Here is a 24,064-nt window from a genome sequence, read left to right as displayed (position 1 = left end):
TTCAATCGCAATATGGATATGGCCCGCCAAATAGCAGAACATGTGGGAGCAGACCTGCTTATCTATAGCAAGGATATTTTCAAGGAGGCCTTTGAAAAATATGACCGGATAATTGCTGTTTTTGCTACAGGTATAGTTGTCCGGGATATCGCTCCTCTCATAAAAGATAAGTGGACAGACCCGGCGATTGTGGTGGTGGATTCGAATCTCAATTTTGCAATCCCTGTCCTGGGGGGGCACCATGGAGGCAATGAACTGGTCCGAAAGATTGCTGAAATTGGTGCGACACCCGTAATCACAACGGCAACTGAAGTCCATAATCGCAACTCTGTCGAAGGTATTGCCAAAAAAATGGGATGCGACATAGTGAACAAGGAATCCACAAAGGATGTGAATTGTGCACTGCTAGAGCAGGATGTCGAGGTTTTGAAAATAAAGGGACCAAAAATTGTGATCGTGGATAGTGATGTGTCCGTACTTAAAAAGGAACAGGAAGACACATGATTATAGGAATTGGTGCCCGCAGGGGAGTCCACGAGGAAGAAGTCCTCGAAGCCATCGCACAGGCACTGGAAACAACAAATACCAGAAAGGAAGATATAGAAGCACTGGCCTCAGCGGAACTTAAAAAAGATGAACAGGGACTTAAAAGTGCAGCTGGAACTATAGGCGTACCTATTCACTTCCTGTCCCACTCCAGGATTAACGAAATTGATGTACCTTCTAAATCCAGGGCATCAAGATTTGGCCTCAAAGGTGTGGCAGAACCCTGTGCACTTGCACTTTCTACTAACAAGAATCTGATAATGAATAAAAAAGTATATGGAAGGGTTACAATTGCAATCGCAGACTGATAAAAAAGGAAAACTCTATGTAATCGGGATTGGACCCGGTTCGGTGGAACAACTTACCATTGCATCCAGGGATGCTATCCTGAATTCTGATTATGTAATCGGCAATGGTACATACCTGGACCAGGTCAAGGAACTCCTCAATAACCAGGAAATCATCAGGAGTCATATGGGAAAGGAAGTTGACCGTGCCAAAAAGGCAGTGGAACTTGCAGAAGACAATGTTGTCTCAATGGTAAGTGGTGGGGATGCCAATGTATATGGTATGGCCGGCCTTGTGCTGGAAGTTGCCGAAAATCATGAGCTGGACGTGGATATTGAAGTCCTGCCTGGTGTTACCGCCATTACGGCGGGAGCAAGTGTACTTGGTGCACCCATTGTCAATGATTTTGCAGTGGTAAGCCTCAGTGACCTGTTAACTCCATGGGAACGTATCGAAAAAAGGCTCAGGGCTGCTTCAGAGGCGGATTTTATCATATCTCTCTACAACCCGAAGAGCAGGCAACGTAATTCCAACTTCCGGCGGGCCATTGAAATAATACAAAAAACAAGGGATGGATCATCTCCTGTGGGCCTTGTGAAGAATGCACTGCGAGGGGATTCCCAGGAAATGAAGGTAACAACCCTTGGCAAGGTGCTGGATTTTGACGACTGGGTGGATATGAGGACCATGATATTGATCACAACCCCTGAATCCCGTATATGGGGCAAAAGTGGCATGGAAAAGATAATAACACCCAGGGGGTATCAGAGAAAATATGACTACTGAAGATAAAAACGGTCAGGAACTTGAAAACCTTGTGGAAATCACAATGGAAGCAGAACCTGAACTAGTGGAAATGTGCAGGGATCTGGGCGCCCAGACAGAAGAAGCAAAAGCCATTTACATGACCAGCAGGCGTATTGCCAGCAAACTGGTTGGCGATGATTCTCCTCAGGGACGTGTCAGACAGAGGTGCATGATATCCACAGGCGATCCTGAAGTTGCCGAAATAATGCGCTTCAAGAATGATCCAATAAAGGCAGGGGTAGAAGCTATCAAAAACGGTGCTCCCATTTTTGTCGATATCAATATGGTCAAAGCCGGTGTTACCAAAAAGGGCCATGATTGTCCGGTAATCTGTGTCCTTGATGAGGACAAGGATGCACAAATCGCTCACAAATATGGCATTACAAGAACAGCAGCCGGGTTTTTAAATTGTCGTGACAGGCTTGAAGGAGCAATCGTAGCCATAGGAAACGCTCCTTCTGCTGCATTTGCAGTATGCCGCATGATAGACCATGGGATGAAACCTGCTCTTGTGATTGGAACGCCTGTAGGATTTGTCAATTCCGCTGAATCCAAGGAAGAGGTTCGCAAACGGGACATCCCCTCAATAACCTGTGTAGGTACGCGGGGCGGGACACCTATAGCTGTAGCCTGTGTCAATGAAATTGTGGCAATCAAAAGAGATGAAGAAACCTGTGACTGATCAGAAAGTCACAAAAGGATTGATGCTGAGCATCCAGATACCTGCGATAATCAGCACCAATCCAGCTCCTTTTTTTATATAATTCTGATATTTTGCAACATTGCCATAATTACCCGTAAAATGGGCGGAATAGGCAACCAATAACATCGGTATCGCAAAACCCAGGGAATAAATGGAAAGCATCGCTGCTCCGTAGTATATATTCCCTTCAACAGCTATCCTGGTGAGCACTGCGCCGAGAATCGGGCCGATACAGGGAAGCCACACAACCCCAAGAGACAGGCCCAGAAGCAATCCACCGCTTACTCCCCGATTTGCGCTGGCAGGTTCAGGGATTTTTGAAAAGATATTGAATATTTCCACATTGCTGAGCATAATGATACCAAAAGCAATAATGACAGCAGCAGCCAGGATATTCAGGTAGGTCAGGTAATCGCGCAGAGCATAACCAAATGCAGAAGTTACAATTCCCATCGATACAAAGGATATGCCCAATCCTATAACAATGGCAAGGGGTCTGAAACGCCCCCGGCCTGTGGATGAGGCAAACAGGGCGGGCAGCAGGGGAAAGACGCAGGGAGAAGCAATGCTAACAATACCTGCAACAAAGATCGCAATGGGAGTTATGGTGTCAGTAACCACTTGTATCCTGCCTTTATATCATGATGTATTGTTTTGCCTGTAGGCTATAGAATTGTCCAGTGCCTGCCTGAGGATATCACCATCCGTCAATCCCACATAACGTGTGGATCTCCGGTCAAAAGAAACATTGCCATCAGGTCCCATGAACAGATACCTGTCATCCTTGATTCCTGCAATGACACTCATGTCGGGTATTGAATACACTCCGAAGAACGAGGCTGCATCTCGCTCTTCATTAATGTTCACCATGATCACAGAGGCATTTCCTTCATAATCATCTGCAATGGTGTCCAGAATCACATCCTGATCCCTGCAGGGGGCACATGTCGGTGAACCGAACTTGATGAGCACAGGTTCCTCTTCCAATAAGGTGTTCAGTTGCTCGATATCTTTAGTGTTCGATTCCTGTACAATGGTCTCTTGTTGCTGGTTAACTTCAGGAGTTGTGCAGCCGGTAGTCACAAATGCCAGTAACATCACAATCAGCACAAATCCGTAAGTAATTCTGTTACCTGCTATCATCCATTAAAAGATTGGTATATTAAAATATAAGTATTATGCATGGTATCCCCAAATTTATACAAAACCCGGGTGTAAAAAAAAATCAGGCCTTTTTGAGTTTCCACTTCAACAGCACCCCATCCTCCATCTTTTCAGCACTTATAAGAGAACATGTTGGCGTTTCGGCTTCATCAAATCCATCACCGTCGATAAGAGTAGGAGCATTTGACCCTCCTATTATGAGATTTCCTATAAAAGAATATATTTCATCCACAAGCCCGTTTTTGACAAGTCCCCAGTTAAGACTCGCGCCACCCTCAACCATAAGCCGGTGTATGCCCATTTCATCAAGTATTAAGAATAATTCAGGAAGATCCACCTGGTTTTTGCCAGCCATTATGACCATAGCCTTTTTTCTCAGCGCCTCTACCCTGTCAAAAGTTGCACTTTCGGAAACTGCAATTATTTTTTTTCCAGCACCTTTTCTGAATATGTCAGCATCTGTGGGAATACGTGCTTTGCTGTCCACCACGATTCGTACCGGATTTTCATCAAGTCCTTTTGCAAGCCTTTTAGCCCGCCTTTCATCGGACTTGACAGTGAGACTGGGGTCATCAGCAAGAACAGTTCCAATGCCTACCATTACCGCATCAGAACTTGCCCGCAATTCATCCATTCTTTCAAAATCTATGTCCCCTGATATCCTTACCTGGCGCCGCTGTCGGGTAGATATTTTCCCGTCAATGGACATTGCAGCATTTATAAATGTAAAGGGAGTGGGCATGAAATCCCTTCAGTTTCAATTATAAGATCAGCTATCGATCAGTGCTTTCATGAGATAACGGTCCCTCAACAGACCAATGAATGTACCGTTTGCATCCATCACAGGAACCTGATCGACCCTGCTTCTCTTCATTTTAAGAGCGCATTCACTAACACTCATATTATTGGATGCTTTGATCAGATCGGTGACCATCACTTCTTTTACAGGCACATCCGGAACTTTTATCCTGGAGACACTATAATATATGCTGAGGGTATCTCGCATGGATTCCCACGTCCATTCATCATCATCAGAACCAGCAGACAGATCAGACATTTCAAGGGAATCTTCTATGACACTTGCACTGATAATGTCACGGTCAGATATTATGCCTACCAGATCAAGTTCAGAATTAAGGACCGGAACTGCTTTTATATTTGCAAGTTCCATATTTCTGGCAACTACGGGTAAAGGTGTTTCACACCATACCGGACCTATGCCTCTTCTGCCCAGATATTTACTTATTGGTTCGTTGAGTTGCAGAGAGGCCATACTTGCCACTATATCGGCAACTGTTATCATGCCTTCAAGTCTGTCGTCATCATCCACAACCGGCAACCTTCTGAAACCATAATCAATCAGGTATTGCGCAGCTTTTTTGATATTATCTTCCGGTTTTACCTTTATTGGATCCCGTGTCATAAGCAACGCAATCTGATCTTCTTCAGGATTGCTCAGAAGATTACTTCTGCTTACGATACCAACAACTCGATTATCTTTGAGCATCGGTACACCGGATACCTTTTTATCTTTCAGGATTTCCAGCACTTCATCGCGTGAACCGGGCAGAGTGGCTGCGGCTACATCAGTCACCATGATGTGCTTTATCAGGGTTTTTTCTGGCATTTTTAAATAACCTCAATAAAATCTTCAATCGTTTTTTATTCCTTTCCACTTCCCCTTACTACCATAACGGGAACATGTGAGTTGCGGGTGACTTTTTCTGCAACGCTTCCAAGAAGGAACCTGTCAAGTCCGCTTTTACCGTGAGTACCCATGACTATAAGGTCAATTCCATTGCTTTCAGCAAAATCAATTATCTCATGACCTGGATGGCCTTCAAGCAGTTTTGATTCTATTTCAATGTCATCTCCGGTGTCAGAGATCACTTTATCGGTTATTTCCTTCCCTTCCTTTTCAAGAAGTTCATACATCATTTCCCATCCGCCATCCATGGGAATGGAATCAAATGATGCGGTATCCGCGACATACGTCACGTATACTCTGGCACCACTGAGTTTTGCCAGTTCAATTCCGTAAGAGACCGCTTTTTTGTTCTCTGTGGAACCATCGGTAGCGATCAGTATCTTTTTGTAGATTTCACTTGCCATGTTTGATCTCTCGAATAAATGAATAGATTAATGGATTATTGATAAAATATCGTCCGGTCTTGCCCGACGAACAAGACCACTTAATACATCCTGTATTCCTTTTAGATTATTTGACGTGCCATCCAATACCATCAGGTTTGCCTTATACCCTTCCCGCAGAGGGCCTTTTCCCTCCATCTCCAATATTGATGCCCCATTAAGTGTGCACATTTTAAATACTTGTCTATCCTCAAGTCCAAATACCTTTGAAAGCAACTCCATCTCAGAGAACATATTTACAGAATTCAGCATAACATTGTCCGTACCTACGCCTACATTTATACCGGCTTTTAACATTTCAGCAACAGGTGCTATCCCCACTCCTGTAAGGAAATTGGATCTGGGGCAGACAACTACCGGAATAGATTCATCGGCAACTTTTTCGAGGTCTGGCTGCACTGCCTGTGTTAGATGGATAAGCATATCCGGCTGCAGGGACAGTGCATCTTTAATATCGTGGCGGGATTTTTCACCGGCATGTATGCAAAACGGACGTCTGGATTTGTGGCAGGTATCTGCAATCTGTGACAATAGCTTCAAATCGACATCATGTGCACCGCTCATCCCTATTCCATCGGCCTGGGAAAGAAGTAAGGAAATTCCCTCGTGCACAGGCATACTGAGCTCCCTGCTGTCGGGTCTTGCAAATATTCTGGAATCAATATCCATATCCTTTAATGCATCCTTCAGTGTCAGCACGCCCCTGTTTCCCCCTTCCCGGAAATCTGCAAAACCGGTGGTTCCGGTGGCAAGCATATCCCTGATGGAAAATTTCATGTATTCTACAAGTTCCCTGTCAGAAGTTTTTGCAAGGATGCGATGTTTTAAGCCATCCGGTGGCCTGACCAGACTGTTCAGATCTTTTTGTATCACAAAATCCTCAGCCGGGCCTATGCAAGGGTCTTTACAAACCGAGTCACCGATATGAGTGTGACAGTTGGTAAAACAGGGAGCAATAATATTTTCAGAAGATGTAGGCTCCTCACACACTTCATGTATGATACCATCCCGGATACATACATAACCTTTCACCAAAGACAAATCATCCCCATGGAGGATGTTGCCATAGATAACCTGTTCACAGACCATTGAGGACATAATCCTGTATTCATATGTATTAATAATTAAAAAATTAACGCTGGATATATCCTGTTTAAATTTTGCAGTTGCATCCTTTTTTCCTGAGAGCATCTTTTTGCTCATCAAGGGATGTTACAAGAGTGTCCTGTCTGGATTCCCCTGTTGTAAGGACAGGATCAAGGGGGCTGTGATGGTTATATCCTCGTTTCTGCATTTCGCCAACAAGGCTTTCATGGCGCAGGTACAGGGCGTGTAATTTACCTTTCCAGCGAAGAGTTTCAGGATGATTGGAATAAGCCTTTTTATTTTTAGTGATAATGGACCAGAGGGCGTGCAATTCCCTGTGTTCTCCCAGGAGGTGCTGTCTGCAAAGATCGGATGGCGGCAAATCCCATATTCTCATGTAATATAGATTGATTTATTCTTATTTGAAATTAACAATCTGTGATTCAGGCATCCAAAACAAAAAATATATTTAATAATGATGTAACCTACTGAATCTTAAATTACAATCATTAATTCATATCAGGTTAGATACGATGAAAATCAGCAGACCAAGAGGAACAAGAGATTTCCTTCCTGAGAATACGCAATTGAGACGTTTTGTTGAAAACAGAATGAGGGACGTAGTTTCCAGATGGGGATATCACGAAATAATCACCCCTACATTCGAAAATCTTGAACTTTTCACCCTCAAATCCGGAGAAGGGGTTACAGGTGAGATCTACAATTTCTCTGATAAGGGTGACAGGGAGCTTGCCCTGCGTCCGGAACTCACCGCACCTGTCATGCGTATGTATGTTAACGAAATGCAGGCAACCCCCCGTCCGCTAAAACTTTTCTATTTCGAGAATTGTTTCCGTTATGAGAGGCCCCAAAAGGGGCGCTTCAGGGAATTCTGGCAATTTGGAGTTGAGACTATTGGCAGCAGCCGTCCTGACGCTGATGCTGAGGTTATAGCTCTTGCCGCAGAAATGGTAGAATCTGTAGGGATCAAAGGAGACTTGCATGTAGGACACCTGGGTATTATTCGTCATATTCTAAAAGAACTCGAGGCAGAACAGCAGACAAAAATAATGAGGTTTGTGGATAAAAAGGACGATACCGGGCTTGATGATTATCTTGAACAAATAAATGCATCAATAGAGCTTCGCAATGAGCTGTTTGAACTTGTCAGCATCACCGGAGAAGATGCAATAGAAAAAGCAAGGCAAATTGTGGGTGATATTGAAGAACTCCAAATTTTTGAAGAACTGATACAAATCCTGGATGCCTATAATGTGGAATATTCCGTAGACTTTGGTATTGCCAGGGGTCTTGACTATTACACTGGTATGGTTTTTGAGATATATGCCAGCAATCTTGGTGCCCAGAACCAGATATGTGGAGGTGGCTCCTACCAGTTGATACAGCTTTTCGGTGGAGGGGATGTTCCTTCAACTGGATTTGGACTTGGTTTTGATCGTATAATGGAGATATGTGAACTTGAACCTGAGCAAAAAAAGGAAGTTGTGCTTGTGGCAACAGATGATACCCGGCTGGATGCAATAGGGATTGCGCGCGAATTACGTAGGGATGTGCCGGTATATCTCGATATAATGCAGCGAAACTTCAAGGGCCAGCTGTCTCACGCCAATAACATCGGTGCCAGGTATGTGGTGATAGTGGGTAAGAGGGAAATGGAGGCTGGCAAGGTTACCCTGAAGGATATGGAATCCGGTGAACAGCACCAGTTGACCGTTGAAGATGCCAGAGAACATATTCTCAAAGGTGAAATGTAACAGCTATCTCCTAATATATGATACAAATACAGATCATATATTGTATTAATAATACTAATTCCATCAATTTCGAAGTATAGTATCATGAGTTGTAAATACTGCAAATTACCTTATGGGAAATCTATAATTCCTAGAAAAGGAGGAATCGTTACCAATTAAGCACTCCTGTAAAACCGATAGTAAAAAGCAAAATAATAAATAGTTTGGAGTCCCAATCTATTTTTCACACTGTTTACTATATAACTAAATTCTATGTGTGGACGAATGTGTATAAAAACATCTGTTCCTTACTATAAAAACGCAGGAAAGAGAATACAATGGCACAATTCGAGGAAAAAGCAGAATTAGAAAAGGTCATCAACAAGAGTCCTGCCATAGTATTTCTCTGTAAAACTGAACTGGATTGGCCTGTGGAATTTGTATCAGATAATGTTGTAAAGTTAGGCTACACCGTAGACGATTTTGAGTCAGGATCGATAAAATATGCTGATATTGTACATCCACAGGACCTAAATTATGTCCGCTCTGAGGTCTTGAGGAATTCAGAAGAGGGAAATACAGAATATACCTAGGAATATAGAGTACTAACAAAATCTGGAGATGTGCGATGGGTAGATGACAGGACATTTATCCGGCGTGATAATAACAACAAGATTACGCATTACCAGGGAATCATACTTGATATTACAAAACGCAAAAAGGCAGAAGAAAATCTGTATCTTGACGAATCCCGGCTTGAGGCCCTTTTGAAACTCAATCAAATGACTGGTTCATCATTACAGGAAATTACGGATTTTGCCCATGAAGAGGCAGTCAAACTAACTAAAAGCAAATTGGGGAGATTTCTGATTAACTCCTCCCCTTACCCAAACTAAATAACAATATTTATATTCAATCAAGATAAATTTAGTTATATGAGTACCTTCAGTAATTTCATCCTGAAACAGGAATATGACCGTTTGATAGCTGCTGGTGACAAACTATCTGAAATAGACAAGTTGATCGACTGGAAACCATTTTGTCCCATACTGGAATCAATATATATCAACAGGACAGACAAAGGTGGTCGACCTGAAAATGATGTTGTAATGATGTTCAAAATGCTTGTGTAACAATAAGCAGAAATTCAGAATAATTGCCTGGGAAACAGGCTAGTAGAGTAATAATAAGAACAAATTTTATAGAAGTTCTGGAAGAGGAACGTTAATCTGAATCCTCACCAGTTTTTTATAATTCTTTATTTATCGACTTTAAGGAGGAAAATTAGATGACTGAAGTAACTGTAAAATCGAATGTCTGTGGCTTTACCCATAAAGTATGTGGAAAGATGGATGGCGACAAGATCATCATCGATATAGATACGCCATGTAAAACGATAAAGGGGATGTCCCATATGGAAGTCCCTATGATGGACGTGTCCGATATAAAGGACAATTATGTCATGCAAAAGGCCCAGGAAGCACAATGTAGTGTTACATGCCTTGTTCCCTGTGCTGTCCTGCATGTGTGCTGGATGGAAGCAGGAATGATGTCGAAATCTCTGGCTAAGGAAGCAGGGGATGTCCGTATAGAATTTGAATAATTTTTGTAATAGAGAATTATGCAGATGATTGGGGAGTGATATATTGTCAGAAGAAATGACATCTAAAGAGCGGTTTGTTAATTCTCTTGAGATGAAAGATGTGGACAGGATGCCTTATGGATATCTCTGGTTCGGGGCAGGCAACAATGTTCTGGAGCACATGAATGCCAGCATGAGTGATGTCTACTATTCTGCAGAGGGGATAGCCAGGGCGCAGATACTTGCAAGACAGATGTACCATCATGATAATGTTATGTCTCCCTGGGGATGTTTGCTTGTTGAGGCAGAAGCACTTGGAACCCGGCTGAACATCAAGGATGAGCGATATCCCACGATAGCTGGCTATCCATTAAGCTCTTCAAGTGAATTGCATCTGCCTTATGGGTAACATCAATCCCAATGTTTTCTGCCGGGATTCTTTAGATGATATTGAGCACGAGGTAAAAAGTTGTATGGACTGCGCTCCAGAAAAGGGTTTCATTCTCTCGACAGGCTGTGAGATCCCTCTTAGCACACCGATCGAGGAAATGGAAACCCTCTGATCGATAAGCTCTCGGTTGTGAACAGGGTCATATGGACGATCTATATTCAAATTCAATCCCGGAATGAAGTGAATTTTATTGGAGAAATGATTCCATGAATCATAAAGAAGAATGTATAGACGAAGAAATATTGGATGAGCAGCAGTGTCATTGGGAAAATGTATTTTTAAAGAACAATTCTATGTTCGGTGAAAAATGCAGTGGTCCAGCCATGAAAGCAGCAGAACTCTTCAAAGAAGAGGGAAAAACAAAAATTCTTGAACTTGGAGCAGGTCAGGGACGAGACTCTTTATTCTTTGCGAGTAATGGTTTCGAGGTATATTCTCTTGATTACTCCAGAAAGGGAATTGAATGTATAAATCAGAGGTCCCGGGAGATGGGATTATCCGGATCGATAACAGCCTTGCAGCATGATGTCAGGGAACCTTTACCTTTCGATGATGGGTATTTTGATGCCTGTTATTCTCATATGCTCTACTGTATGCCCCTAAAAACATCTGACCTTGCATTCATTTCAAAAGAGATCAGGAGGGTCCTGAAACCAGGCGGTCTGAACATATTCTCTACACGACACACAGGCGATCCTCAATATCAAACAGGAGTTCACAGAGGAGAGGACATGTGGCAGATACAGGGTGGGTTCATTGTTCATTTCCTGAGCAGGGAAAAGGTGGAGCGCATTTCGCAAGGATATGATATCGTTGATATGGAGGAGTTTGAAGAAGGAGATATTCCAAGAAAGCTTTTCAGGGTCACCCTTCGAAAAAGTTAATAAAATCATCTATAAAGATTGTAAATGAGGGTTAATGGGAAATATCTGAATCGATAGTGAAGAGAACGTGGGGACAACAGTTCGTGTGAAGTTGCCAGGGTAAGATCGCAAAATGGGTAATTTATTGTTCAATTCTGCCATGCATGGTATACTTGTGTCCTTCATTTCAGACATATCAATAACAACCCGATAAATATAGATCAATAATAATTAGTTTTAGTAGGCAGACCATGAAGATGATTATGTTCGATACCCAATACTTCTGGTTCGAAACTTTCAGCAAGAACCTTGAAAATGTGGATGATATCGAAAAAGAAGAGGGAATAGAGGACACAGCCGTTATTTTCTTGCATGTTGAAATGGAGGATGAAAACAGAAAGAACAAAGTTGTAAAAGCTGCAGTGAAGAATTTCAAATGGTACCTCAATAAGGTAGATAAGAACAGAATAGTTCTGCACTCATTTGCACACCTCTCATCAAGTATCTCATCTCCTGAATTTGCAGAAGAAATCATCTCTGAAATTAAAGAAAAGCTGCAAAATAAAGGTATCGAGGTCCATACCACACCCTTTGGTTACTTTTCCCAGTTTTCGATCCATGTGAGGGGTGAGTCCCTTGCGAAGGTTTTCAAGGAAGTATGATGGATGTGAATTAAAAAAAGCGATATGAGCGAATTGTTATAACCTTATGACAAACAATTATTGCAATAAAGGTGAATTCAGGGTAGATGTGGGGATTACATGAAAGTCACAATAATATGTGGGTTGCCCGGAAGTGGAAAGACTACTTCCAATAAAGGGGCTTGTAAGGTTTCTTGCTGATGAGGGGGAAAAAGCTGCTGTCATCCTTACAGAGAGGGGTGAGGCTGGATTTGAAGACAATATCATACCGGATACAGGCATGATCTTAAAAAATGCTATCAGTGATTGTGTCCCATGCAGTCTCAGGTTCAATCTGGAAAGTGCATTAAAGGGTGCCACAGAACAGTCCAAACCTGATGTTATGATAATCGAGCTATTGTCCAGTGCATCCCCTTTACAGATAAAAGAGAGCATCGAGCCCATGGATATCCCTGACCTGTCGTTTGATCCTATCGTACATGTTGTGGATGCCAGCAGCTTTAGATTTGAGATCGACAAGCTCCCGAAGTTTGTAATTACACAGATCGAGGAGTCCGATATACTGTGCCTGAACAAGGTGGACATCGCTGATCATGAATATTTGATATCTGTCAGGGACCTTCTCAAGACCATCAACCCTGATGCCAGGATCTTTGAATTTTCGGCAAAGATGTTGGATGAAGGCTTCACTCAGTTCATCGATGAGCTGGCAGGTAAAGATGCACCTGAGAAATAAAAACATAGAGGATGGGGGATTCGAGGAAGTATATTCAAAAAGGGCAAGATGTGAAAAGGTGCATAAGAACATAAAGTGGACTGTGAATATTTGGTAATCTCCATGCATACAATCGTAATGGCACAAAATATATAACCCATGTGCCTTTAATTAGCACCACTTCGCCACTACAGGGAATCTCCCAACGTTCATACCTGTAACTTTATCGCCACTTTAAATTCAAATCAAAATAATAAGGAGTAATCATAATGGCAAAAATGCACACTCGCAGAAAAGGCCAGGCAGGGTCCACAAAACCCATTCGTACAGAAGTACCCGCATGGTCTTTGCAGGATGCAGAAGAGATCGAAAAGGTGGTTCTTGACTTGTGGAAACAAGGCAACCCCACCAGTGTCATCGGAATGAAGTTGAGAGATAATTATGGAGTTCCTGATGTAAAACTCGCTACAGGAAAAAAACTCACTGCTATCCTGAAAGAGAATGAAGAAGCACCCGGTGTACCTGAAGACCTGTACAACCTTATCGTAAAAGCTATTGGCCTGAGAAAACATATTGCAGCCAATAATAAGGATGTACACAACAAGCGTCCTCTTCAGCTTACTGAATCCAAAATTCGCAGACTGGTTAAATATTATAAGGCAAACAAAGTCCTTCCAGCCGAATGGAAATACAAACCAGAAACCGCAGAAATGCTTATTACAAAGTAAACGGGGATTTTCACAAATCCTCAACCTTTTTTAATTTAGTTCTGATTTTTCCTGCTGTTTATATCTTCTATTAATTGTCATTTACTTAAGGCATTGTGACGGCAATCTCACACAAATCAATAGAAGTATAAATGTGTGCTGCATAATGAATCTTTTAATATCAAAATTGCTCTAAGATATAATTAGCATATGTGTACCTGGCAGGTGAAAGTTTTTGGAAAAATTGCGACCCATTGCAAAAAAGGCATCTGAAAAAATCAGTGAATATTCACGTGTAAGACTCGTATCCCATAATGATGCAGACGGTATTAGCGCAGCAGCTGTAATGTGCCATGCCCTGCTGAAAGAAGACATAGTTTTCCATGCAAGCATTGTAAGCCGGCTTGATGAAGACGTTGTGGAAACAATTAACAACAGCACTGATAATGGTGATCTCGTGCTTTTCTGTGACATGGGGAGTGGCCAGCCTGAATTGATTGAAAAAATCAGAAATGACACCATTATAATAGACCACCATGCACCCGTGGGTGACACAACAGCAGAAATAATGGTAAACCCTCATCTTGCAGACATAGATGGTGCTTATTATATGTGTGCCTCAACAACTGCTTATGTTGTAGCAACAGAAATGAATCCTGAAAATAAAGAGCTTGCAGGACTTGCAATTGCAGGTGCCATAGGAGATAAACAGCTTTTTGACAGGGAGAATGGTCTGATTCTGAAAGAAGGAATTGAAAGCGGCTCAGTTTCCATAAGGAAAGGACTAAAGATCGGAGACGGTGATCTGGCAGAAGTTCTGGAAACAACACCTGAACCCTACCTTGACATAACAGGTGAGAAAGAAAAGATCACAAACTTCCTGAATATTCTGGGTATCAGTGGCCCGATCGAAGAACTTGATGAAAACCAGATGAAAAAACTTACTTCTGCCGTGGCACTTAAACTGACAAAAAAAGCCAGTCCTGAAGCGATTGATGCCAGTATCGGTGAAGTCTGCATTCTCAATCATGAGACCATACCAAATGTCTACGATATGGTAACCCTCCTCAATTGCTGTGGCAAACTTGAACGTGGGGGTCTTGCCCTTACTGCCTGCCTGAGGGACAAAAAGGCTGCAGAAGAAGGCTGGAAGATTGCGGAACAATACCAGCAGGTTTTGATGGGACAAATCAAAAAGGCAGAGAAAAATATCCAAAAACGCCAGCATCTCAGGTATATTCAGGGAGAAGACATGGAAGCCACCGGCATGATCGCAGGTGTTGTCATCAGGTACATTCACCCTGATCTGCCTTTCATTGCCCTGAACAAAGTTGATGATGTTGTTAAAGTTTCAGGAAGAGGAACCCGCAAACTTGTAGACGGTGGACTGGACCTTGCAGTTGCCTTAAGAGAGGCAGCCTCCGGAGTAGGAGGTAGTGGAGGGGGACATAACATAGCATCCGGTGCGGCCATACCGCCGGGAAGTGAAGACGAGTTCCTGAAAGCCCTGGATTCCATTATCGCAAAACAGCTGGGAAACAATGCCGATGAAAATTAAAAGCACACTTAAACTGCCTGTAGGTCAAAGGGGCAAAACAATTATTGAGTCATTAAGGCCGGACAATCTTGCGAATATGGAAAGTAAAACCCTCTACGATGAAAATTCCATAACTTTGAGGACAGAAAAACTGTCTTCCCTGATATCTGTTATGGACGATCTCCTTATGAATGCCAAAATTGCCGAAGACCTGGATATCAACGGAGCAAAAAATGATTGAATCATTCGAAGCTTTAGAGGAGCAAATAAATTCGTGTACTGCATGCCAGCTCCATGAATCCGCAACCCACAAAGTAATAATGAAGGGTGGGAAAAATCCAAAAGTACTTTTCATAGGTGAAGCCCCCGGCAAGAACGAGGATGCAAGTGGAATACCTTTCTGTGGCAGGGCCGGCAAGATTCTGGATGACATGATAGAAGATATGGATATTCAGCAGAACGATTGGGCGGTGATCAATACTGTCAAATGCAGACCTCCCGATAACCGCAGGCCCCGTAAGGGAGAACTTGCCGCATGCAGGGCTTTTTTTGAAAAACAAATCGACATGCTTGATCCAGATGTGATAATTTTGCTCGGAAATACTGCTGAGGAAGCTTTTTTGGGGAACAGGCAACTTCAATGGGGTGAATGCAGGGAAATAGATGGGAAAAATGTGGTGAAATTCTATCATCCTGCAGCCCTCATCTATACCAAAAGTCGCCAGCCTGAACAGCAAGAGTTTATAGAAAAAAACAGTACATTATGGTAAGTCCGTTCTTTTTCCGACATGCTGGTTTGTGCCATCAGGTAAAACTTATAATAATTAGTAACAATAACTGAGTCGCTGTAAGGACTTTATTAATCATTATTTAATCATTTCGAGGAAATATAATGGATCTGGAATTCAGGTTAAAAGCTGCCTTCAAAACTAGCGGGGACCCCGCACCGGCCGTAGATGCTATTCAGGAGTTTCTTGAGGGAGAAGCCCCAAAGGTACTCGCCAAAGGAGCACCAGAAGGGGAAGAAGCAAAAATTAAGAGCTGGAATGTAAAGGATAACCGGATAGACATTGAGATAGTCTCCGGCAGGTATGTCCGATCCCATGATGCAATTATCAGGCTGCGTAAACCTCTTGCTGGCAAAATTGGAAAGGAATACCATCTGGGCATCCGGGGCATTGATGTTGATGAGTTTGTCATAAAAATGGCTTCCGAAAAATCAGTCGGAGATCTGAAGATACCACATGTCAGTTCAATGGATTATGATGGAGAATACATCACACTCAATCTGGACGTTGGACAGGCAGAACTTGAAAACCGTGTTCCTGACAGAATCCTTACCCTTATGGAAGACAAGATAAGGGAAAAGGTCTATGGCGGCAAGACTGAACACTGGAACCTTCTATGGCAGAGTGAAAAAAAGGCACACCCATTTGAGAAGGATCCTACCCAGGAAATGCTAGAAAAAGGGTGGATTAAAAGAGGAGCCAGCAGAGGCCAGTGGATTCACGGGCCCCAGTCCACGAAATTGTTCCGAACTTTTGAAAAGATAGTTCTTGAAGAACTTCTCGAACCCCTGGGATATGGGGAAATGATCTTCCCGAAACTTGTTCCCTGGGATGTATGGAAGAAATCAGGGCATGCCAAAGGGGTCTATCCCGAAATCTACTATGTATGCCCCCCGAAGACCCGTGATCCGGAATACTGGGAAGAGGTTGCTGATCACTACAAGGTTACAAAAGAAGTGCCTACAGAACTGATCAAGGAGAAGATAGGCGATCCTATAGGTGGTCTGTGCTATGCCCAGTGTCCCCCCTTCTGGATGTATTTACAGGGCGAAACCATACCAACAGAATCCTTCCCCCTGAAAGTCTTTGACCGCTCCGGGACATCCCACAGGTACGAAAGTGGTGGCATCCACGGCATGGAACGTGTTGATGAATTCCATCGTATCGAGATTGTCTGGCTGGGTACAAAGGAACAGGTAGTCAAAGCCTCAGAAGAGCTCCACGAACGCTATATGCATATCTTCAATGAAATCCTCGACCTTGAATGGAGAAAAGCCTGGGTCACACCATGGTTCATGGCACAGGAGGGCCTTGCAGGTGTATCGGAAGAGCAAAGTGCCGGGACTACAGACTATGAGGCGCCCCTGCCGTACAGGGGAGAGGACGGCGAATGGCTTGAGTTCCAGAACGTGAGTGTCAACGGGGATAAATATCCTTCCGGTTTTAATGTGAAAAGCCAGTCGGGAGAGGAACTCTGGTCCGGATGTTCGGGTGTTGGGCTGGAAAGGTGGACCTCGGCTTTCCTTGCACAGAAAGGTCTGGATCCGGAAAACTGGCCGGAAGAATTCCGTAAGCGTTTTGGAGAAATGCCTGAAGGAATAAGGTTCTTCTAAATGGGATAACCGATTTGTTTATATATGGACATGTCTAGTATAGAGGGCCACTAATAGCCTATACTATAGAATTTATTAATTACATTGATCATCGACAGAGAAATATCACACTAACACTGGAGGAAATTTATTGGCAAGAAAAGTACAGAGAAAACTGGATAAATGGAAGAACAAAACCTGGTATAACATTGAGACTCCTGAATTTATTGGCAGGACCATTATTGGGACAACCACTACTGATGATAGTGAGAAACTGGTTGGAAGGACGATCGAAACCACTGTAGGAGACATTACCAATGACTTCTCAAAACAGAACATCAAACTACGTCTGGCTATCGACAGCGTAACCGGTGACACTGCAAATACTGCTTTCATTGGTCACGAGATCACTACAGATTACCTGCGTTCCATTGTAAAACGCCAGACATCCCGTATAGACAACAACCTTGAGGTAACAACCAAGGACGGACGTAAGCTCCGCATCAAGCCCATAGCATTTACTGTAAAGAGGGCAAGAAGCAGCCAGATAAGAGCAATCCGGGAAATTATGGCAAAAATCGTCCTTGAAAGAGCTGCAGAACTTAACTTTGAACACATTGTCGAGGAAATCGTAACCGGTAAACTTGCAGCCAATATTTACAGGAATACAAAAACTATCTATCCAATCAGAAGGGTAGAAATACGCAAGACAGAAGTTCTTCCCGTAAAGGCTAATGCTTCCGCAGCAGCCTGAAATTTGAAAAATAAAAAAGTAGCCTTTCACTTATGAGTGAAATAGGCTACTACTTTCTTTTCTTTTACATCGTCTATCCTGCAGAAGCCAAAACGCTCAAACTGCACAACTTTATCTATTTCATTTGCAATTTGCAATTCTCCCAATCCTGTGAACCGACCTTCAGGAGACAGAACTTCCACTTCCATATTGTCCTCAGCTACCCACTGGACAATGGGTGGGCGTTTTTCTCTGACCTCATCCATTGAATCACCAATATGTTTTGCCCGAAGGGGTTGGGTCGATACAATTTCAATATTATACAGGTTCTTGAGTCTTAATAGAGACCCGGAAGATAGTCCTTTTGCATCCTCGCCACTAATATAAACAATATTATCCACTTCTATACTCCTGTTTCCCATATTTTCCACGGGATGCAGAGGTGGGGTGGCAACAGTGTGTTTTCCGTCTATAATCTCAACCTTTTGAGGGTCGGGGACAAAGAAGAAACGCTTTGCCTGTGAGTCAATAAGTTTTCGGTTTTCAGAATAAAGGGAATCCATGCTTATACTCACATCGGTTTCCCCAACACCCATGTCTACCATAAACTTACGCAGGGCCTCTGGTTTGATGCCACGCCTGCGGATAGCCCTGATTGTTGGAAGCCTTGGGTCATCCCAGCCGGTGTATTCGCCTTCTTCTATAGATTTCCTGAGCGCACTGGTGCTGAATTTTCCGAATTCATGCATTTTAATGCGGCCCCAGTGGGTGGTCTTTGGATATTCCCAGCCAAGGTAATCATAGATATACTTCTGGCGTTTCTCACTGTCCATCAAATCTTTGCCCCGGATGATATGGGTCATGCCAAGTTCATGGTCCTCGATTGCTCCCTCAAAGTCCAAAAGCGGCCATACTACGTATTTATCACCCACTTCCGGGCGGGGATGTGTATCTTTTATTATCCTGAAAGCACCAAAATCCCTTAGTGCAGGGTCTTTATGGTCGATCTCTGTCTTGATACGCAATACAGCAGATTTTTCTTCATACTCACCCTCGATCATCTTGTACCAGTATTTCAGATTCTCGGCAGGTTCCCTGTCACGATCAGGACACGGGGTACATGAATCTTTATACTTTTTGAAATCAGCCCCTTCACAGAAGCAGACATAAGCATGTCCCATTTCGATAAGTTTTCGGGCATATTCATAGTAAAGGGTTATTCGATCTGAGGCCTTTACTACCCTGTCCGGCTCGATGCCCAGCCACTGACAATCATCAAGGTACCATTCATAGGCTGCAAGCAGCGGGCGTTTGGTCTGGGGATCGGTATCATCAAAACGTATTATGAAATCCCCGCCATACATTTTGACATATTCGGAGTTGATTACCATACCTCTTGCACTACCCAGGGTAGCCGGTCCGTTGGGATTGGGAGCAAAACGCATAACAACTTTTCCCCCTTCTGCAACATCAAGGGGTTTGAGGCCTTTTTCAGGTTCTTTCTTTGTATTGAGTTCTTCAATAAGTTCAGGTGCGACTTCCTCAAGTCTCTGCTGCCATACGTCCGGATTGCCTTCTGCGACCTGGTTTATTACTTTCTGTACTTCTGCCGTAACGTCTTTGGCCATGGGGCGCAGGTGGGGACACTGTCCCATTACACGACCCATGACAGCGCCAACCTGGGGAGGTTGTCCGTATTTTACCGCATTTTGCAATGCAAATTTCTCAATCGTTTTTAAATCTTCATCCTCTAATGTCATCTGGCTGACCTCTATAAAATTAAAAACTGATGCAAATACAATTAAATTGAATTTCTTATCTGCTGGATATGAGATGCCTTCTCAATGATGTCGGATATTTGCCCATCAAATTCTTCAAGGAACTTTTTGGTATTCTCACCGGCAACTGCTCCGTGTGATGAAGGCTTTATGAGATGTTCCTGTTCAAGTACTCGCAATGAATATCTCACTTTATGGGTTGGCATCCCGGTTTCATCCGAAAGTTTAAGGATACCGATCGGACCTTCCTCAATAACCTTCCTGAGAACGATAAGATGTCTTTCAGTTAATTCAAGTTCCCTGTAAATTTGATCAAAAAGCATTATGATACCTCATTGGATAATGTGCCTATACCCTCAATGGTTACATCTACGGAATCACCGGAATTAAGTTCACCCACACCCGGAGGGGTACCAGTGGCAATAACGTCCCCTTTTTCAAGGGTCATGACTGAAGATATGAACTCTACCAGAAAATCAACATCGAATATCAATCTGGAAGTTGATGAATTCTGTCTGGTCATTCCATTAACACTGCAGTTAATGTTTGCTACAGACGAATCGAAATCTTCCGCAGGAGTTATGAAAGGGCCAATCGGGGAAAAAGTATCAAAACCCTTTGCTCTGGTCCACTGTCCATCTTTTTGCTGAAGGTCACGGGCGGTTACATCATTAAAACATGTGTATCCTTCGATGACACTTTGTGCATTTTCAGCATGAATACCATGGCACTGCTGCCCTATGACAACAGCAAGTTCTGCTTCATAATCAACACGATTGCTGCAGGAAGGATAGATTATTCTTGCACCATGCCCGATTACAGAGGATGGTGGTTTCATGAAAATAATTGGTTCATCCGGGATGTCCATATCCAGTTCTTTGGCGTGATCAATATAATTCAGTCCCACGCAGATAATTTTGGAAGGACTCGAAGGCGCAAGTATATCAAGTGCATTAACATCATAAACATCTCCTCCGGGAGATATTACCCTTTTATCCTGTACATTGCCCTCAAATATCTCTGTACCGTGTTTGAATTTTCCGATCATGTTATCCACTTGCTAATAATAAGGAGATGCATTGTCCTGGCAGACAAATTATGAAGATATGGTATAAATATAAATCCTTTTTCTTATCAATTCCGGCAAATGAGCGCCGGTTTGCCAGAGTATAACCAATCGGGAAAACTTATTTGACTGTTTGGAATGAATACTTTATTGGGGAGTGGATATGAACGATCTTTACTGCACAGAAGAAATAAACCATGTACTCAGGTATGTGAATAACATTCCGATTTCGGGTAGATACAGGAGTGAACTGGTACGATGGATAAATACCTATCTTGATGAAGAAAATGTCGAAAAACACCTTACAAGTAAAAAGGATACATTTGACATGTCGGTAAAACAGGCAGCGCAAAGAGATCTTGAACTAACCATCCTTTTTGCCAAAAAAGAAGACAGGACCAATTCAGGAATAATTTTCCTGGAAGGGGAATTGCTTTTTCTGTTTAACCTGCTATATGAAAAGGTGAAGACACAAAAACTTGCTGCCTGATAATTAAAAATGGCACTTGCGACCTGAAGAATCACGTTCATAATGTCCGAATTCAGATCCTTCAAGTTCACCGCCATTGAATACGGGGCCGTCCCTGCAGACACACAGCCCATCGGGGTCCATACTGCAGGCTCCGCATACTCCAATGCCGCATTTGAAATAGCGGTGCAGGCTGAACTCTGCCTTTACATGAGCATTGCGTGCTTTCAAAATTTCAAAGACCTTATACATCATAATCTCCGGGCCACACACATATATCCTGTCATAATCAGAGGTATCCGTTTCTGCCAGCTGGTCGGTCACAAAACCGCCCCTGCCTTCGGAACCGTCATCAGTGGTAATATCCACCCTGCCACAGGCAAAGCGTTCCCTGAACAAAAGTTCATCACAGCATCTGGAGCCCAGAATTGTGCGGCCTTCAATTCCTCTTGCCTTTACAATATCTGCAAGGGGTGCAATCGGTGCGGCTCCTACGCCTCCTGCAATGAAAAGCACGTTTTCACCATTTCCGGGAATGGTAAAACCTCTTCCAAAAGGCCCCCTGAGCCCCATATGGTCACCTATTCCAAGTTCGAACATACGGGATGTGGCATCCCCTACTTTCTGGACGGTAATGGAATTCTTGCCGGATAGGGTCATAGGAACTTCATCGGTGCCATGTACCCAGACCATTACGAACTGGCCGGGAATGGCTTCGTCGAATTGTGTGTCAAAGAAAAAAGTACGCACATTGGGTGATTCTTCGACAATTTCGGTGATTTTTGAATGAATGGGACGCATCAGATCATCTCGTGTGATAGGCCTGTTATGTCTTCTGTATATGAATAACCGTACTTTTGCAGATATGTATCAATACCTTTGCTTATTTTTACAAAAATTTGTGTATCGTCATGTACAGCAGATCCGATCTCAACAGCACTTGCCCCCGCAAGTATCATTTCAATTGCGTCTTCCGGGCAGGTAATACCTCCCACACCGATCACGGGTACATCAAGTGCTTCATACAGGTCATAAACACATTTTACGGCCACTGGTTTTACTGCTGGGCCTGAAAGGCCTCCAAAACGGTTGCCAAGTATCGGATACCCGGAATGGATGTCAATAGCCATACCCCGCACAGTATTGATAGCAACGATTGCCGATGCACCTGCGGATTCTGCTGCCCTGCCAATGGAAGTAATATCCGTAACATTGGGTGTGAGTTTTACCCATACGGGTACATCCACAGCATCAACCACCGAGGCTGTGATTTCATGTACAAGATCAGGATCAGTTCCCACCGAGGCCCCATAACCTTCAGCATGGGGACAGCTGACATTAAGTTCAAAGCAATCAGGCTTTGAGGAAAGCAACCCTTTCGCAACTTCAGTGAACTCTGCAGCGTTCCCGCCGAATATGCTGGCAATTAACGGTGCATCCATTTTCCCCTTCGCAATTCCAATTTCCTCACAGAAACCCGAGTAGGAAGGATTGGGAAGTCCCATCGCGTTAATATATCCACATTCCAGCTCCACCATTGAAGGGTTATTATGGCCTTTCTTGGGAACCGGGCCAATTGATTTGGTCACCACTGCGCCGGCACCGTTGCGGCTCATTCTTGCAAGGGCTGCTCCCGTGGTTCCCATTATGCCTGAAGCCAGGATTGTCGGATTTTTGAGTTCTATACCTGCTACCTTCATGGATGATCAATTGTTTTTGGGAGATAACTGGGAAACGGCTTCTTTAACCAGCTCTTTTCCACCCATCTCAACAAGTCTCTTACCCAATTTTTCAGCATGCTCACGATAATTATCCACAGGGATCGTCTCGTCCAGACGGATGTCCCGTTTCCCGTCAAGGGATAATATCTCGGCACGTATGTGTATCATGTTGCCGTTGTCCACAAATTCTGCAAATGAACCAACCGGTACAATACATCCGCCTTCCACATCCCTGATCACCAGTCTCTCGACATCTGTAGCTATGCGGGATTCGGCATGATCGATCTGGGAGCAGAGTAATTCCGCTTCGCCGCCTGCCAGGGTAACCACGGCAATGGTTCCCTGGTTGGCCGAGGGACAGAAATTATCGGCGTCCAGCCTGTGACATTCGATATCCCATCCCATGCGTTGTAAACCCGCTTCTGCCAGTATAATTGCGTCATACATACCGGATTCAAGTTTTTTAAGACGGGTATTTATATTACCACGCAAATCCTGGACGTCCAGATCCGGACGATAGCGCAAGAACTGGGCCCGCCTGCGCATGGATGTTGTCCCTACAATCGCCCCGTCGGGCAATTCGTCAAGGGTTGAACCATCATTCGTGAGAAGTATGTCATGAGGAGAATCACGTTCAATTACTGCTGCGATGGAAAGTTCTGCGGGTCTTTCAGTGGGCAGATCCTTCATCGAATGGACTGCAATATTAATCTCCCCGGAAAACATCCGGTCATCCAATTCCCGCACAAAGGCACCAACACCCTCTACCTCGTGGAGGGGGCGGTCAGTGAAAGTATCACCGCTTGTTTTTACGATCTTGCGGGTAGTGGGGAAACCCCGGCTATCCAGAAGGCCCCCTACGGTTTTTGCCTGTGCAAGAGCCAGGTCACTTCCCCTTGTACCAATTATCAAACCAACACGT

General features: G+C 43.6%; 31 protein-coding genes and 2 pseudogenes. 20 read left to right on the top strand and 13 right to left on the bottom strand.

The window, feature by feature from the left end:
* Positions 1–12: 12 nt before the first annotated feature.
* The 4 genes from EFE42_RS04390 to EFE42_RS04375 are packed head-to-tail and all read left to right on the top strand — an operon-like array spanning position 13 to position 2,323.
* Positions 13–504: a cobalamin biosynthesis protein CbiG gene (locus tag EFE42_RS04390; RefSeq protein WP_123136092.1), complete on the top strand. Its 492-nt coding sequence runs from the start codon at positions 13–15 to the stop codon at positions 502–504.
* Positions 501–854 carry a cobalamin biosynthesis protein gene (locus EFE42_RS04385; protein WP_123136091.1) on the top strand — a complete coding sequence of 118 codons (354 nt, stop codon included), beginning with the start codon at positions 501–503 and terminating at the stop codon, positions 852–854. The genes EFE42_RS04390 and EFE42_RS04385 overlap by 4 nt, the downstream gene beginning before the upstream one ends.
* Entirely contained in the window at positions 823–1,620 is a 798-nt protein-coding gene (gene cobJ / locus EFE42_RS04380; RefSeq protein WP_123136090.1) for a precorrin-3B C(17)-methyltransferase, read from the top strand. Before EFE42_RS04385 ends, cobJ begins: the two co-directional genes overlap by 32 nt.
* Entirely contained in the window at positions 1,610–2,323 is a 714-nt protein-coding gene (locus tag EFE42_RS04375; protein ID WP_123136089.1) for a precorrin-8X methylmutase, read from the top strand. The genes cobJ and EFE42_RS04375 overlap by 11 nt, the downstream gene beginning before the upstream one ends.
* Here EFE42_RS04375 and EFE42_RS04370 read toward each other — a convergent pair whose 3' ends face one another.
* The 7 genes from EFE42_RS04370 to EFE42_RS04340 form a co-directional block, all read right to left on the bottom strand.
* Positions 2,324–2,965: a cytochrome c biogenesis CcdA family protein gene (locus EFE42_RS04370; protein WP_123136088.1), complete on the bottom strand. Its 642-nt coding sequence runs from the start codon at positions 2,963–2,965 to the stop codon at positions 2,324–2,326.
* An 18-nt stretch (positions 2,966–2,983) separates the two neighbouring features.
* Positions 2,984–3,487 carry a co-chaperone YbbN gene (locus EFE42_RS04365; RefSeq protein ID WP_123136087.1) on the bottom strand — a complete coding sequence of 168 codons (504 nt, stop codon included), beginning with the start codon at positions 3,485–3,487 and terminating at the stop codon, positions 2,984–2,986.
* Between the two features lie 82 nt (positions 3,488–3,569).
* Positions 3,570–4,250, bottom strand: coding sequence for a 2,5-diamino-6-(ribosylamino)-4(3H)-pyrimidinone 5'-phosphate reductase (locus EFE42_RS04360; protein ID WP_123136086.1), 681 nt, complete (start codon positions 4,248–4,250; stop codon positions 3,570–3,572).
* 27 nt (positions 4,251–4,277) lie between these two features.
* Entirely contained in the window at positions 4,278–5,135 is an 858-nt protein-coding gene (locus EFE42_RS04355) for a CBS domain-containing protein (RefSeq protein ID WP_123136085.1), read from the bottom strand.
* A gap of 35 nt (positions 5,136–5,170) precedes the next feature.
* Positions 5,171–5,620, bottom strand: a complete 450-nt coding sequence (locus tag EFE42_RS04350) for a universal stress protein (RefSeq protein ID WP_123136084.1) — start codon at positions 5,618–5,620, stop codon at positions 5,171–5,173.
* Positions 5,621–5,647: 27 nt separating this feature from the next.
* Positions 5,648–6,757 carry an amidohydrolase family protein gene (locus tag EFE42_RS04345; RefSeq protein ID WP_123136139.1) on the bottom strand — a complete coding sequence of 370 codons (1,110 nt, stop codon included), beginning with the start codon at positions 6,755–6,757 and terminating at the stop codon, positions 5,648–5,650.
* A 55-nt stretch (positions 6,758–6,812) separates the two neighbouring features.
* A complete protein-coding gene (locus EFE42_RS04340; RefSeq protein WP_123136083.1) occupies positions 6,813–7,142 on the bottom strand; it encodes a pyrimidine dimer DNA glycosylase/endonuclease V in 330 nt (109 codons plus the stop codon).
* A 136-nt stretch (positions 7,143–7,278) separates the two neighbouring features.
* On the opposite strand from EFE42_RS04340, the gene hisS reads away from it, so the two are divergent.
* The 15 genes and pseudogenes from hisS (at position 7,279) to EFE42_RS04260 (ending at position 18,129) form a co-directional block, all read left to right on the top strand.
* Entirely contained in the window at positions 7,279–8,520 is a 1,242-nt protein-coding gene (hisS, locus tag EFE42_RS04335) for a histidine--tRNA ligase (RefSeq protein ID WP_123136082.1), read from the top strand.
* Between the two features lie 317 nt (positions 8,521–8,837).
* Positions 8,838–9,395, top strand: a pseudogene (locus tag EFE42_RS10875) (PAS domain-containing protein).
* Between the two features lie 39 nt (positions 9,396–9,434).
* Positions 9,435–9,629 (top strand): annotated as a pseudogene (locus EFE42_RS04320) (IS5/IS1182 family transposase); the annotation flags it as partial.
* A 158-nt stretch (positions 9,630–9,787) separates the two neighbouring features.
* A complete protein-coding gene (locus tag EFE42_RS04315; protein WP_123136078.1) occupies positions 9,788–10,102 on the top strand; it encodes a DUF6951 family protein in 315 nt (104 codons plus the stop codon).
* A gap of 43 nt (positions 10,103–10,145) precedes the next feature.
* Entirely contained in the window at positions 10,146–10,490 is a 345-nt protein-coding gene (locus EFE42_RS04310; protein WP_233564712.1) for a uroporphyrinogen decarboxylase family protein, read from the top strand.
* The gene (locus EFE42_RS10735) at positions 10,483–10,644 is read left to right on the top strand and encodes a uroporphyrinogen decarboxylase family protein (protein ID WP_233564711.1); all 162 of its coding nucleotides are present in this window, start codon (positions 10,483–10,485) and stop codon (positions 10,642–10,644) included. Before EFE42_RS04310 ends, EFE42_RS10735 begins: the two co-directional genes overlap by 8 nt.
* 94 nt (positions 10,645–10,738) lie before the next feature.
* Positions 10,739–11,416: a class I SAM-dependent methyltransferase gene (locus EFE42_RS04305; RefSeq protein ID WP_123136077.1), complete on the top strand. Its 678-nt coding sequence runs from the start codon at positions 10,739–10,741 to the stop codon at positions 11,414–11,416.
* Positions 11,417–11,658: 242 nt separating this feature from the next.
* Positions 11,659–12,057, top strand: a complete 399-nt coding sequence (locus tag EFE42_RS04300) for a threonyl-tRNA synthetase editing domain-containing protein (protein ID WP_233564710.1) — start codon at positions 11,659–11,661, stop codon at positions 12,055–12,057.
* Between the two features lie 133 nt (positions 12,058–12,190).
* The gene (locus tag EFE42_RS04295) at positions 12,191–12,772 is read left to right on the top strand and encodes a GTP-binding protein (RefSeq protein WP_158599190.1); all 582 of its coding nucleotides are present in this window, start codon (positions 12,191–12,193) and stop codon (positions 12,770–12,772) included.
* Between the two features lie 248 nt (positions 12,773–13,020).
* Complete coding sequence (locus tag EFE42_RS04285; RefSeq protein ID WP_123136074.1) at positions 13,021–13,479, top strand: 30S ribosomal protein S15; 459 nt, start codon at positions 13,021–13,023, stop codon at positions 13,477–13,479.
* 214 nt (positions 13,480–13,693) lie between these two features.
* Positions 13,694–15,016 carry a DHH family phosphoesterase gene (locus EFE42_RS04280; protein ID WP_123136073.1) on the top strand — a complete coding sequence of 441 codons (1,323 nt, stop codon included), beginning with the start codon at positions 13,694–13,696 and terminating at the stop codon, positions 15,014–15,016.
* Complete coding sequence (locus tag EFE42_RS04275) at positions 15,006–15,236, top strand: KEOPS complex subunit Pcc1 (RefSeq protein WP_123136138.1); 231 nt, start codon at positions 15,006–15,008, stop codon at positions 15,234–15,236. Before EFE42_RS04280 ends, EFE42_RS04275 begins: the two co-directional genes overlap by 11 nt.
* Complete coding sequence (locus EFE42_RS04270; protein ID WP_123136072.1) at positions 15,229–15,765, top strand: uracil-DNA glycosylase family protein; 537 nt, start codon at positions 15,229–15,231, stop codon at positions 15,763–15,765. The genes EFE42_RS04275 and EFE42_RS04270 overlap by 8 nt, the downstream gene beginning before the upstream one ends.
* Before the next feature lie 122 nt (positions 15,766–15,887).
* Complete coding sequence (locus tag EFE42_RS04265) at positions 15,888–17,396, top strand: serine--tRNA ligase (protein WP_123136071.1); 1,509 nt, start codon at positions 15,888–15,890, stop codon at positions 17,394–17,396.
* Positions 17,397–17,526: 130 nt separating this feature from the next.
* Entirely contained in the window at positions 17,527–18,129 is a 603-nt protein-coding gene (locus EFE42_RS04260; protein WP_123136070.1) for a 30S ribosomal protein S3ae, read from the top strand.
* Positions 18,130–18,155: 26 nt separating this feature from the next.
* Here EFE42_RS04260 and EFE42_RS04255 read toward each other — a convergent pair whose 3' ends face one another.
* Genes EFE42_RS04255 through EFE42_RS04245 form a run of 3 tightly spaced genes read right to left on the bottom strand, consistent with a single transcriptional unit; the run spans position 18,156 to position 20,934 of the window.
* Entirely contained in the window at positions 18,156–19,868 is a 1,713-nt protein-coding gene (locus tag EFE42_RS04255) for a glutamate--tRNA ligase (protein WP_123136069.1), read from the bottom strand.
* Positions 19,869–19,909: 41 nt separating this feature from the next.
* Positions 19,910–20,209 carry a hypothetical protein gene (locus tag EFE42_RS04250; protein ID WP_123136068.1) on the bottom strand — a complete coding sequence of 100 codons (300 nt, stop codon included), beginning with the start codon at positions 20,207–20,209 and terminating at the stop codon, positions 19,910–19,912.
* The gene (locus tag EFE42_RS04245) at positions 20,209–20,934 is read right to left on the bottom strand and encodes a fumarylacetoacetate hydrolase family protein (RefSeq protein WP_123136067.1); all 726 of its coding nucleotides are present in this window, start codon (positions 20,932–20,934) and stop codon (positions 20,209–20,211) included. The genes EFE42_RS04250 and EFE42_RS04245 overlap by 1 nt, the downstream gene beginning before the upstream one ends.
* Positions 20,935–21,115: 181 nt before the next feature.
* Here EFE42_RS04245 and EFE42_RS04240 point away from each other — a divergent pair, with 181 nt between their 5' ends.
* Positions 21,116–21,442, top strand: coding sequence for a hypothetical protein (locus EFE42_RS04240; RefSeq protein WP_123136066.1), 327 nt, complete (start codon positions 21,116–21,118; stop codon positions 21,440–21,442).
* A 3-nt stretch (positions 21,443–21,445) separates the two neighbouring features.
* Here the strand turns inward: EFE42_RS04240 and EFE42_RS04235 are convergent, their stop codons facing one another.
* From EFE42_RS04235 to hemC, 3 genes are read right to left on the bottom strand one after another with little or no spacing between them, the layout of a single operon-like run.
* Positions 21,446–22,222: a dihydroorotate dehydrogenase electron transfer subunit gene (locus tag EFE42_RS04235; protein ID WP_123136065.1), complete on the bottom strand. Its 777-nt coding sequence runs from the start codon at positions 22,220–22,222 to the stop codon at positions 21,446–21,448.
* Positions 22,222–23,121, bottom strand: a complete 900-nt coding sequence (locus tag EFE42_RS04230) for a dihydroorotate dehydrogenase (protein ID WP_123136064.1) — start codon at positions 23,119–23,121, stop codon at positions 22,222–22,224. The genes EFE42_RS04235 and EFE42_RS04230 overlap by 1 nt, the downstream gene beginning before the upstream one ends.
* 6 nt (positions 23,122–23,127) lie before the next feature.
* Complete coding sequence (gene hemC, locus EFE42_RS04225; protein WP_123136063.1) at positions 23,128–24,054, bottom strand: hydroxymethylbilane synthase; 927 nt, start codon at positions 24,052–24,054, stop codon at positions 23,128–23,130.
* Positions 24,055–24,064: the final 10 nt, after the last annotated feature.

The organism is Methanohalophilus sp. RSK, from assembly GCF_003722075.1.
In the GTDB taxonomy this organism is placed as follows: Archaea; Halobacteriota; Methanosarcinia; order Methanosarcinales; family Methanosarcinaceae; genus Methanohalophilus.
The sequence above is the reverse complement of the archived record's forward strand: the minus strand, read 5'-3'. Positions and strand labels throughout refer to the sequence as shown.